Source organism: Enterococcus sp. JNUCC 77 (assembly GCF_054819945.1).
The window spans coordinates 410,833-423,437 of record NZ_JBTHIG010000001.1 but is presented as its reverse complement, the minus strand read 5'-3'; the positions used below and the strand labels follow the sequence as shown (position 1 = coordinate 423,437).

Genomic DNA, 12,605 nt, shown 5'->3' with positions numbered 1-12,605 from the left:
GTTACTGAAAAAAATTCAGCAGTTTTTTTCAGGATGTTTAGTGATTTTCGGCTTTTCGTCGATAGATAATCATTACGACACCTACTAGTAACATAATTCCGACTATCGATAAAATACTAGATATTTTTTTATTTTCTCCCGTTTTTGGTAAAGTTTTTGCTGTATTAGTAGCAACATAGTTAGTTGGTGCTAGTCCATTACCACCTGAACCAATGTAATTTGAAGTATTTTTGCCCCCCGTTGTTGGGATGGTCGGTTCATTTTTACTATAAACATAGATGATAGTAATTACTTCATCACTATATTTCCCTTTAGTATTTCCTTTTGTCTCTTTGAAGGTAAATCCATCAATTGTTTTTTGTTTTGTTTCATAAGCAGTATTAATGGCTCCAATTGAAAAATCTGGCATGGCAATATCTTCACCTTGTTCATCTTGATATCTAGTAATGACTAAGCCATTTTTTACTGCTTGTTTTGCATAAATTAAAGTAACTGTTTGTGGTTGTGCTTGATAAATACCAAACAAATTACCCTTCACTTCTGTTAAATAATAGTCTGGAATTGTTTTAATGACATCAGTATTTGTCCCTGGATAAACGTCACCGACATTTCCAGTTATTTCTTTGGCATCAGCTAGCTCTTTTCCTTGTTCATCTTGATAATAATAGGTAACTTTACCAGTTTCGACAGGCGTTGGTATCTTTTGATAAACATAGGTCACAGTTATTAAATCTTTGCTATAGGTCCCTTTGGCATTATCTGGAATTTTCGGTCCCGTATAACCATTAATTTTTTTAGCTTCCGTGTCGTAAGCTTCATCAATTTCCCCTGTTTTTACTTCGCTTAATGCAATTGGCAAACCTGTTTCATCAACATAATGCACTAAAACAGTTCCAAGATCTTGACCCTGTTTGATTTTTTGGTAAACTAACACCACTTCTTGTGGTTCATCTGTAACAAGCCCTGAAAGTTGTCCTTTAACTGCTTTTAACGTGTAACCCTCAAAAGATTTTATTTCAGTATTATAAACGGTCCCTATATCTTGATTGATTACAATATCTGGACTAAACAGAGGATTGCCCTCTTCATCTTGATATTTAATAGTGACTTGACCACCAGCAATAGTATCTTTTTTATAAATATATTTTACGTAAGTAATATCTTCAGCATAATTTCCGTTAGCATTTGTCGGTGTAGCGACTAAACTATAACCACTAATTGTTTCGGCAGAAGTTGTGTAAGCTGAATTTATTTTACCTGTTAAAATCTTAGTGTCTGCTAAAGGATTTCCTGCTTCATCTTGGTGACTTACTACAACCGTACTAACATCTGGTTTATATTCAAAAATAATGGTTTGTGCTTGATCAGTAAAGGTACCACTCATGCTGGTTAAAGGATTTCCTGCACCATCTTTAACATTTACCAGACCATAGTTTTCAAACATTTTTACTTCTGCTTCGAAAGAATCGCCAACAAAGCCAGTCAGAGTTATCTGATCTAATTCCTTTACTTCATTTCCTGCACTATCAATTTCGATGTAACGAACTTTTACGTCAGCTGCTTTTTCTTGATATATAGCGTATAAAGTTTGATTGCCTTTAACAATATTGATGGCTTTTCCGACCTCTAAACCAACATCTGGTTTTGTAGCAGCTTTATTTTCTGACCAGCCTAAAAATTTAGCATTGGCTTTAGTTGCCTTCAATGTATTTGCGCCATCAACAATTGTTGTTGCCAACTGATCGTAGCCAACTTGATAATACGCTGTAGGATTTTCACCTTCATAATAAATTTTTCCATCATATGTTGTTAAGGCCTTATTTAGTTCAAAGGTTCCTCCGTTAGCATCATATTTAAGCCAATTGATTTCCACTGAACCAGGATCAGACTTCAAGCCATTAGTATTTAAATCCGTTTCATCTGGTCGTGGTCTCCCTCTCTGATCCAAGACAGAATCAATACCATCAACATAATTGTCAATTTTATCATCTGCCACTTTTTCAGGAGCAATCGGTACAGTCGGAATAATAGTAGTCGAACCATCTACTGCGGCACCGGCGGAAATCTTTCCGTAATTTTCCAACAAATCCATCGTATCTAAACCAAAAACATCCGCCATGGTAACATCCTCTTCAAGTCCGATATTGGAATTCTTTTTAGAGATTGTTTTTGCGCCACCAACGTTGTTAGTCTTCGCATCTGACTGTGAAATATTACCAACAAATAAATTATTATAAAATTTCCCAGCACCACCGATGCCCCAAGAACCGCTGTTTCCAATTGCTCCACCACTATAAGTAGCAAAATTATTAATAAAGCTATTATTAATGTAGTCAATGTTAATCGTACGAAGTCCTACGGCAAAAACCTGAATGGCACCACCGCTATTTGAACCCTTATCATTTCCTAAAGCTTGATTGCCATAAAAAGTATTATTCTTAAAAGTAATACCACTAGGAATACTTTCATTTGATTGCAGTAAGATAGCGCCACCATCATCACCGGCAATATTATTGGCAAAAGTATTTCCTGTTAATTGAATGGTGACTCCTTTTTTAACATTCCAAAAAGAAAGTGCCCCACCATCAGCCAATAAAGAATATTGATTCGTTTCTTGGACATTTTTTGCTGCAGAGTTTCCTTCAAAATAATTGTTCTTTAATTCAATGACTGCTGTTGCTGCAGGCTGATGAAAATGAATGGCGCCACCCTCACCGCCAACCACCGGACCGGTAACATCTGTTGTACTATTATTATTAAAGCGTGTATTCATAATTGATAACTTTTTGCTGAAGCCATCAGCCGTGCCAATCGCTCCACCAGAATAACCACCATTGTAATTTACATTATCAGAGAAATTCGAGTTTTTGATGGCTGTATTGCTAGCGATATACATCGCACCACCATGACCCCCACCATTAAAGTGACTAATTGATAAATTGTCCAAGATCAATGTTCCAGTGTAACCACCAGCATCAATACCTTTACTTTTATCTGTCGTACCATTCCCTGCCAGTTTCAGATTTTGCAAAGTCAACTCAGAATTGGTATCTCCAGTACCAGCCCCATAAGAAAAAATTTGCACACTTTTTCCAACTGCTGCCTGTAAGGTTTTTCCACCACCATCAATAACTGTCTGATAAGCTGTCTCTTTTAATTTGATCGTTTGATCAATCTCTGTCGGAAAAGTATCCCCTAAAGTAATTGTCTGATTGCTGCTAGCTTGATTGACTGCATTTTCTAAATCCGCAATCGTATTTACCTCAGTCCCAAACACTGGAGTAGAAAACCCTACTAAAAACAGACCACTTAAAAGAAACCCTAATAAATATAGCCTTTTTTTCATTTACCTCTCACCGCTCTTTTCTTGATTAATAAGCTAACTATAGCCTCATAATGAGCAGTCGAAGTTTTTTTGAAACCGTTTACAATACTTTTTGGCAAAAAAATATTATTTTTATGTTTTTTTCCCTTTTTTTATAGGTCAATAGCAATATATTATGAATTTTTTTCATAAAAAAAAGCAGTTCTTAACAATTACTAATTAAGAACTACTGTTTTTATATTAAAAATTTTCATTTCGATTCGAATTTAATTCAGTAATTTTTCCAGTTGCTAAGTAAACAATCCACTCACAGATATTGGTCACATAGTCGCCAACCCGTTCCAAGTAACCAGCCACGTGTAAATAATCTGTTCCACTAATAATCGTTTCTGAATCTTTTTCCATTGTATTGGTGGTCATGTCATAGATTTTTTGGAAGTAATCATTGATAGTTTCGTCCATCTTCGCAATCATCCGAGCATCTTTTTCGTCAGTTTTTACGTAAGCAACTAGCACGTTGTCTACCATTTTTTTCACGTAATCAGACATTTCGTTGATTTCTTTTTCGACTTCTAAAATTCGTGGCAAGCCTTTTAGTCGGATCGTTGATTTGGCGATTGACACCGCGTGATCAGCCATTCTTTCTAAGTCAGAACTCGCTTTCATAATCGTAATAATCGTTCTCAAATCCGTGGTAACCGGTTGTTGTAAGGCAATCATTTCGAAGCTTTTCTTTTCTAATTTGACTTCCATCTCATTGATTTCAATATCATGATCAATGACTTCTTGGGCCAATGCTTTGTTATGATCAATATAAGATCGCACCGATTTATGGACGGCACTAGAAACCATCATCCCCATCTCGTAAAATTGGTTATGCAAGTTTAATAAATCTTCTTCAAATTGTGTTCGTAACATTTTTTTCCCTCCACTAAGGTGCTCTCTGTCTCGTCTTTAGCCAAATTTACCAGAAATATAATCCTCTGTTTCTTGTTTTGCTGGATCTAAAAAGATTTTTTTCGTTTTATCAAATTCAATTAACTCACCTTGCAAGAAAAAGGCAGTCTTGTCAGAAATACGTGAAGCCTGACTCATATTGTGGGTCACAATAATAATTGTATAGTTTTCTTTTAATTCTAACAGCATATTTTCGATTTTCCCAGTCGAAACTGGATCTAGCGCACTAGTAGGCTCATCTAATAAAATGATCTCAGGATTTACTGCCAAAACACGGGCGATACATACCCGTTGTTGCTGCCCACCAGATAAAGACAAAGCACTCTCATGAAGTTTGTCTTTCACATCTTCCCAAACCGATGCTGCTCGCAAACTTTCTTCAACTTTTTGATCTAAGACTTGTTTATCCTTTTCCCCTTTTAATTTCAATCCGTAAATAACATTTTCATAAATTGAGAAAGGAAATGGATTAGGCTGTTGGAAAACCATTCCGATTTCTTTTCGTAACTCGACAGTATCTGTCTTCGGACTATAAATATCGCGGTTTTTATAATCAACGCTTCCTGTGATTGTCACACCCGGAATTAAATCATTCATCCGATTTAAACAACGTAGATAAGTTGATTTACCACAACCTGATGGACCAATCATAGCAGTAATTTCATTTTTATTAAAGGCTAAATCAATGCCTTTCAAGGCTTCTTTTTCACCATAATAAAGGTGCAAATCTTTTGAAGTAATAATTTTGTCAGCCATATTTTGTCGTCTACTCCATTTCAAGGTATTAAATTTCTTGCCAGAAATTTAGTTTTATCTTCCGTGCGACTACCATTCTACTAAAGCAAAGAACGCTAAGTAGAACTGGTAACTCCATTTCAAGGTATTAAATTTCTCAGCACACTCTTCTAACCAAAATGGCCAGATACATAATCTTCGGTGGCTTGAATTTTTGGTCGGGTAAAGATTTTAGTCGTCTTGTCATACTCGATGGCATGTCCCAAGTAAAAGAAAGAAGTGTAGTCACTGATCCGTGCGGCTTGTTGCATATTGTGGGTCACGATAATGATGGTGTAATCTTCTTTTAATTGTACCAAAGTTTCTTCCACTGTTCCGGTCGAGATCGGGTCTAAGGCCGAAGCTGGTTCATCTAGTAATAAGATGTCGGGTTTCATGGCAATTGCTCTGGCGATACATAATCTTTGCTGTTGTCCGCCAGACAAGGCTAAGGCACTTTTATCCAAGTTATCTTTGACTTGTTCCCATAGTGCCGCTTGTTTTAAGCTGGTTTCTACCATTTCTTCTAATTTGTGCTTATCTTTTTCACCGTGTTGTTTCAAAGCAAAAGTAATGTTGTCACGGATCGATTTACTAAATGGATTTGGTCGTTGAAATACCATGCCGATTCTTTTACGCATTTCGTAAACATCAATGTTATCGGCATTGATATTGACATCTTTGTACATAATTTTTCCAGTTACATGAGCTGCGGCGATGCCATCATTCATCCGGTTTAAAGAACGTAAATAAGTTGATTTCCCACAACCGGAAGGACCGATTAACGCGGTAATCTTATTTTTTTCAAATTCCAGATCAATTCCTTTAATCGCTTCGTTGTTACCGTAAAACACATGTAAATCTTCTGTATGCAAAGCAATTTCACCAGGCATGCTGATAATATTGCGTTCATCCCAATTATAATCTTTCATTATGTTGCTCCTTATGCTGAAGTCATCTTTTTGTGAAGTCGTTTGCCGATTGCGCGGGCACCAAAGTTGAATAATAAAACAGCGATAATCAATACGGCAGAAGCTCCGGCTGAAACAGCTGATCCATCTGGCATTGTACCTTCTGTATTAATTTTCCAAATGTGTACCGCCAATGTTTCCGCTTGACGGAAAATACTAATCGGACTTGAAACACTTAATGGGTTCCAGTTTGAAAAGTCTAAAGCTGGTGCACTTTGTCCAGCAGTATAAATCAAAGCCGCCGCTTCCCCAAATATCCGACCAGAACTTAAAATAATCCCAGTTAGAATCCCTGGTGAAGCATCAGGTACGACAATCTTTGTTACGGTTTCCCAACGTGACAAACCTAAAGCCAAACCTGCTTCTCGTTGAGTATAGTGAATCGCCCGCAAAGATTCTTCGATATTTCTAGTTAATAACGGTAGGTTGAACAGCGTTAATGCTAAAGCCCCTGATAAAATCGAGAAGCCATAGCCAAATTGAATAACAAAAATCAAGAAACCGAACAAACCAACTACTACTGAAGGTAACGAACTTAAAATTTCAATCGATGTCCGAATGACATTCGTGATCCAGTTTTTCTTGGCGTACTCAGATAAATAAATCCCAGCACCTAAAGAAATTGGAAAACTAATCACCATGGTAACCAATAATAAATAGATTGAGTTAAATAATTGAATCCCAATCCCGCCACCGGCTTCATAAGCTTTTGACGGTGAAGTCAAGAAGCTTAGTGAGATATTCGGTAAGCCTCGAACTAAGATATATAATAGTAGGAAAGCCAAAATACAAACGATTAGGCCAGAAATAAAATAAAGGACTCCCGTCGCAATTTTGTCTGCGCGTTTTGCTTTATCCATTTGTTATTTCCCCCTTTTTCCCAATGTAGCGAATCAAAATATTAAAGACTAATGACATGAATAATAGAATCAATGCCAATGACCATAAGACATTATTTTCAACAGTACCCATAATAGTATTTCCGATACCCATAGTTAAGATTGAAGTTAAAGTTGAAGCTGGGGTAATTAAACTTGTTGGCATCAATGCGGCATTCCCGATGACCATTTGAATAGCCAAAGCTTCACCGAAAGCTCGCGCCATACCGAAAACAACAGCTGTTAAAATCCCAGGAATCGCTGCCCGCAACACCACTTTATAAATGGTTTGCCAACGTGTCGCTCCTAAAGCTAGAGAAGCTTCACGATAATATCGTGGCACTGATTTTAACGTATCGACGGTCATTGTGGTAACTGTTGGTAAAATCATTACAAACAAGACGAAGGTTCCAGATAAAATCCCAAAACCAGTCCCACCAAATACTGAACGAATCATTGGAACAATTACTGATAAACCAATAAAACCGTATACTACTGAAGGAATTCCTACTAATAGTTCAATGACTGGTTGTAAAAAGCGTTGACCTTTATTAGGTGAAATCTCAGTCATAAATACAGCCGCACCAATCGCAAATGGTGTTGCCACAATCGCCGACATGAAAGTAACGACAAAAGAGCCGACAATCATGGGTAAAGCCCCTACCATTGGTTTGCCATCAGGACCAGTGGCACTTGGATTCCAATCAGTTCCAAATAAGAAATCCATTACGTTTATTTTATCTACAAAAAATGTTGCTAAACCTTTGCTGGCAACAAAATAAAAAATCGCTGCTACCACAAAAACAATTAGTGCAATACAAGCAAAACTAATCAGGCGCCCCCGTTGTTCAATTCTTGCACGTTTAGATTTTGTTGTGAGTGCTTTTTTCACATCTTCATTATTCATTTCTTTACTCCCTCAAAAAAAATAATCTAACACCGCTATTTTACAAGGCGAAAATCAATTTCTCTTTAACCTTCTATGTTGTTTTTGTAACAATTGTAAATTTTGTGTAAATATGCAAATAAATAAAAAATCCAGTGAAATTTCATTCACTGGAAATCATTTTTATAATTCAGTTGTATCGCCGGCGGCATTGCGTTCGACTTTCATTTGAGAAATCGGAATATAACCTAATTTTGAAACAATCGTTTCTTGAACATGCTCAGAAACCATATAATCAAGAAATTCTTTGGTTAATTTTGTTGGTTCACCTTTAGTATACATATGTTCATACGCCCAGATTTTCCAAGCATTATTCGCCACATTTTCATCCGTTGGTTCAACATTATCAATACTTAATGTTTGCACATCATCTGTCACATAAGAAAAAGCAGTATAGCTGATTGCGCCTGGTGTATCTGTAACAATTTGTCGTACCATGCCGCTGGAATCTTGTTCTTGTGCTTGAATCGCTGTTTGTCCATCCAATACCCATTTTTCAAAAGTCGAACGGGTTCCACTTCCAGATGCACGGTTTAAAATGACAATCTCTTGATCCTTGCCGCCAACATCCTTCCAGTTCGTGATTTCACCTAAAAAGATTTTACGTAAATTATCTAGACTGATATTTTTTACGCCAACTTTTTTATTTACAATGGGTGTGATACCTACTACCGCTACCCGATGATCAACTAATTTAGAGGCATCGATGCCATCTTTTTCTTCAGCAAACAAATCTGAATTCCCAATATCGACCGCACCAGATTGGACTTGGCTCAGACCAGTCCCACTTCCTCCCCCTTGAACATTGATAAATTCGCCGGGATGATCGTTTTGATATTCATCAGCAACTGTTTCTACAAGCGGTTGTAACGCCGAAGATCCCACCGCTGTAATCGATTCTCCGCGGTCAATCCATTTTGCACAACCAGATAATATAAGGACTGTACCTAATAAAATAGGCAGTAACCATTTTTTCATAATATTCTCCTTTGACAAAAAAATAAGCTAGTTCATTTTAACATGAACCAGCCAAACTGAAAATTAAAAGTTTTATAACAATGGTGAAATCAGACGAGCGATTCCTTCTTTGAATTTTATCAACAGTCCTCGCTCTTGATAAATCTTTTTTGTCAGCAAGTGAGATTTCTCTGAATCCTCAAAAAATGCATCTCGAACTTGCTTAGCAAAACCACTATCGTAAATAATCGTATTAACTTCAAAGTCCAATCTAAAAGAACGAACATCGATATTGGCTGAGCCAACAGAGGCGATCCCTTCATCAATAATCATTGTTTTAGCATGAATAAATCCTGCTTCATAAGTCTCAATAATTGCCCCATAATCCAATAATTCTGCCGCAAAAGAATAGGTCGCCCAATAGACCAAAATATGATCTGGCTTATTAGGAATCTGTAAACGAACTTTTACACCTGACAGCAATGCCAACTTAAGCGCCTCATGAATCGAAGCATCTGGAATATAATACGGCGTCTGAATCAAAATTTCTTTTTTTGCCAAATTAATCATTTTTAAATAAGTCATCTTAATCTGTTCATGTTCACTATCAGGACCACTAGAGACGACTTGACTAGCATAATGACCAATCGAATAGTTTTCCGGGAAATATTTTACATCATAAGCTACTTCATGCTTATGCTGAGAGTTCCAATCCATCATAAAACGATTTTGCAAAGTGTAAACCGCATCACCGACTATCCGCAAATGATTGTCCCGCCAATAGCCAAAAGTCGAAACCAAACCTAAATATTCATTTCCTACGTTAAAACCGCCAGTGTAGCCTATCGTTCCATCAATCACAACAATCTTGCGGTGATTGCGATAATTCATCCGCGGATTTAAGTAAGGGACAAATAATGGGAAGAAAAACTCCACCAAACCACCAGCTTCAATCAGCGGCGCAAAAAACTTATTATTTACTTGAGTGGATCCCCATGCATCTAAGAGTAATAAGACTTTCACACCACGTTTAGCAGCTTCAGTCAAGGCATCCCGCACTTCAATCCCCAGTGCATCACTCCGATATATATAATATTCCATATGAATATGAGATTTTGCTTGATGGATATCAGCGATCAGAGCGTCAAACTTTTCACGTCCATCCGTATACAGCTTGATATCATTATTCATCGTATAAAGAGAGCTTTCAAACATCGTTAACATATAAATCAATTGCTGAGAATCTACCAAATTCGTATTCGGCTTCGGAAAAAGTCCCCGCTCTAGCGCACGTTGCTGATCAGCAATCTCAATATTTAACCCTAATTTATTTTGCATCCGCAAATCAAAAATCTTTTCTTTGGAAATCCCCTTACCAATAAATATATATAAAACAAATCCCAAAACAGGAATAAAGGTCAAAATTAATAACCAAGCCCACGTGTGGACCGTATCTTTACGTTCACGAAACACAATAATCAACGATAAGATTGTATTAATCACTAAAAAAATTGTCCCAATATTGTTCCACACAAACCCCACACGCCTCACCCCTTAGAGTTAAGCATAGCAAAAAGCCGCCACTGGGTAAATATAAAAAACAATTAATGCCCGCTAGTCACCTTAATTCCGATGATGCCTATAATCAATAAAGCCACAAAAAATTCTGTCCACAAAGATAAATGATCCTTGAAAAAAAAGATCCCAATCAAAATCGAACCCACGGCTCCTATCCCTGTCCAAATAGGGTAAGCCAAGCTCATGGGCATAACCTTAATAGCTTTCGCCAAAAAATAAAAACTGGCGATCATTCCGACAATTGTTAAGACCGAAAAGCTTAACTTACTAAAACCATGACTCAACTTCATCGTCGTCGCCCAAAAAACTTCAAACACACCTGCAATAATTAATTCAATCCACGCCATCAAAAATCCCTCCTAAAAAAATACAAAAAGAGAGCCACCAATTTCTTCATCGACCTAACGAAATTGGCACTCTCTTAACTACTCGGTAGCAGTTTTTTATTTACTTAGCTATTTTAGTCCTAGATTTTTTTAAAGGCAAGCTCTGTAAAAAAATTCTTACAATTTACACCAGCATTTCTTACAAAAAAAGACTGGAACAAAAGATTCCAGTCTAAAACTTTTATATTTTTAAGAAACGGCGCATTGACATCACTGAGCCTAATGAACCAATCAAATAGCCTGTCGCTACCATCGCGACATCTAACTGCCAGACAATCTGACTTGGTCGCAATAAATCTAAACCAGATTGCACCAAGTATTGAGCAGCTAATTGATAGACTTGTTCGTAACCATAAGTGATAATCAGAACTGGGATAATGGCACCGATTAAGCCAATCCAACCACCTTCTAAGAAGAATGGCCAACGGATGTAACCATTTTTGGCACCTACTAAACGCATAATTTGAATTTCTTGTTTACGGGATAAAATCGTAATTCGAATCGTGTTGGAAATCAGGAAGACTGCTACAAAGACCAGCAATAATGCTGCTCCTAAGCCCCACGTTCGCACGACTCTTGCGATACGAATTAATTGATCTGCCGAGGCACCGCCATAATCGGCTCGATAGACATTGGCTAAATCACCTGCATCATTGGCAACTGAGCGCACATATTCGGCATCGGTCGTTTGTACCACATATACATCAAACAATGGGTTGTCATCGCCACTGAATAGGCTCCAAGCATCACCATATTGTTTCTTGATATTTTCTAGCTGATCTTCTTTACTAGAGAAGGTTACTTTGTCTACATGATTTAAATCACGTAATTGGCTGGCTAGCTCATCACGATCATCCTTACTGGTTTCAACGTCAACAAATACTGTTACATCAACATCGCCTTCTGCATCTTGCGCCAGTTTGGCTGCATTTAAGATGACTGCTAAAAAGACACCTGCTAAGGTTAAAGTAATGGTAACTGCTGAAACAGAAGCAATCGTCATCCAACCATTGCGTTTAATATTCTTAATACTTTCCCACCAATGCCGGAAAAAATTTCTAATCATCAAACTCGTATTCTCCTTCCGCTTCGTCACGTACAATCAAGCCATTTTCAATACCAATAACCCGATGACGCATCGTATCTACGATGGTTTTATTATGGGTTGCCATAACGATTGTCGTGCCTTGTTGATTAATACGATCTAACAATTTCATAATTTCCCAAGAAGTATCAGGATCTAAGTTACCAGTTGGTTCATCAGCGATTAAAACTTTAGGTGTGTTAACAATTGCTCGGGCAATCGACACCCGTTGTTGTTCCCCACCAGATAGTTGATTAGGAAAAACTCGGACTTTGTGTTTTAAGCCAACTAAGTCTAACACTTCCATCACTCGTTTTTTGATATCTCGCGGTTTACGTCCGATAACTTGCATAGCATAAGCGACATTTTCGTAGACTGTCTTACGCGGCAACAATTTAAAATCTTGGAAAACGACACCGACATCGCGGCGCAAATAAGGGACTTCTTTGTTTTTGATTTTCAATAAATTATGACCAGCAACTTCTAATTTATTACCAGAAGTAGCTTTTTCTTCACGATACATTAATTTGATAAAAGTTGATTTCCCACTACCAGAAGGACCGACAACATAAACAAATTCACCGCGGTCGATGTTTACTGAAATACCACGAACAGCGGTTGTTTTATTAGGATATTTCTTTACTACATCCTGCATTTCAATCATGGTTATCTCTCCAAATTCTCTATAAAATTCTTTGCTATTATAACACGCTAACATTGCAAGTGGCTTTCATAAGGTTACATTTTCA

At 37.2% G+C, this 12,605-nt stretch carries 11 protein-coding genes; all 11 read right to left on the bottom strand.

Annotated elements, in window-relative coordinates:
- Positions 1-37: 37 nt before the first annotated feature.
- Positions 38-3,346 carry a MucBP domain-containing protein gene (locus ACVWNY_RS02210; protein WP_218324205.1) on the bottom strand — a complete coding sequence of 1,103 codons (3,309 nt, stop codon included), beginning with the start codon at positions 3,344-3,346 and terminating at the stop codon, positions 38-40.
- A gap of 219 nt (positions 3,347-3,565) precedes the next feature.
- Complete coding sequence (phoU, locus tag ACVWNY_RS02205; protein WP_218324204.1) at positions 3,566-4,243, bottom strand: phosphate signaling complex protein PhoU; 678 nt, start codon at positions 4,241-4,243, stop codon at positions 3,566-3,568.
- 36 nt (positions 4,244-4,279) lie between these two features.
- Positions 4,280-5,038, bottom strand: coding sequence for a phosphate ABC transporter ATP-binding protein PstB (gene pstB, locus ACVWNY_RS02200; RefSeq protein WP_218324203.1), 759 nt, complete (start codon positions 5,036-5,038; stop codon positions 4,280-4,282).
- Between the two features lie 149 nt (positions 5,039-5,187).
- Positions 5,188-5,988 (bottom strand): phosphate ABC transporter ATP-binding protein PstB, encoded by an 801-nt coding sequence (pstB, locus tag ACVWNY_RS02195; RefSeq protein ID WP_218324202.1) that lies wholly within the window; start codon positions 5,986-5,988, stop codon positions 5,188-5,190.
- An 11-nt stretch (positions 5,989-5,999) separates the two neighbouring features.
- Positions 6,000-6,887, bottom strand: a complete 888-nt coding sequence (gene pstA / locus ACVWNY_RS02190) for a phosphate ABC transporter permease PstA (protein ID WP_218324201.1) — start codon at positions 6,885-6,887, stop codon at positions 6,000-6,002.
- A complete protein-coding gene (pstC, locus tag ACVWNY_RS02185) occupies positions 6,880-7,812 on the bottom strand; it encodes a phosphate ABC transporter permease subunit PstC (protein ID WP_218324200.1) in 933 nt (310 codons plus the stop codon). The genes pstA and pstC overlap by 8 nt, the downstream gene beginning before the upstream one ends.
- Before the next feature lie 162 nt (positions 7,813-7,974).
- The gene (locus ACVWNY_RS02180) at positions 7,975-8,829 is read right to left on the bottom strand and encodes a phosphate ABC transporter substrate-binding protein PstS (protein WP_218324199.1); all 855 of its coding nucleotides are present in this window, start codon (positions 8,827-8,829) and stop codon (positions 7,975-7,977) included.
- 72 nt (positions 8,830-8,901) lie between these two features.
- Positions 8,902-10,350 (bottom strand): cardiolipin synthase, encoded by a 1,449-nt coding sequence (gene cls, locus ACVWNY_RS02175; protein ID WP_218324198.1) that lies wholly within the window; start codon positions 10,348-10,350, stop codon positions 8,902-8,904.
- 62 nt (positions 10,351-10,412) lie between these two features.
- Positions 10,413-10,733 (bottom strand): DMT family transporter, encoded by a 321-nt coding sequence (locus tag ACVWNY_RS02170; protein ID WP_218324197.1) that lies wholly within the window; start codon positions 10,731-10,733, stop codon positions 10,413-10,415.
- Positions 10,734-10,953: 220 nt separating this feature from the next.
- Positions 10,954-11,838 (bottom strand): permease-like cell division protein FtsX, encoded by an 885-nt coding sequence (gene ftsX / locus ACVWNY_RS02165; protein WP_454071594.1) that lies wholly within the window; start codon positions 11,836-11,838, stop codon positions 10,954-10,956.
- The gene (gene ftsE / locus ACVWNY_RS02160; RefSeq protein WP_218324195.1) at positions 11,831-12,520 is read right to left on the bottom strand and encodes a cell division ATP-binding protein FtsE; all 690 of its coding nucleotides are present in this window, start codon (positions 12,518-12,520) and stop codon (positions 11,831-11,833) included. The genes ftsX and ftsE overlap by 8 nt, the downstream gene beginning before the upstream one ends.
- Between the last annotated feature and the right edge of the window lie 85 nt (positions 12,521-12,605).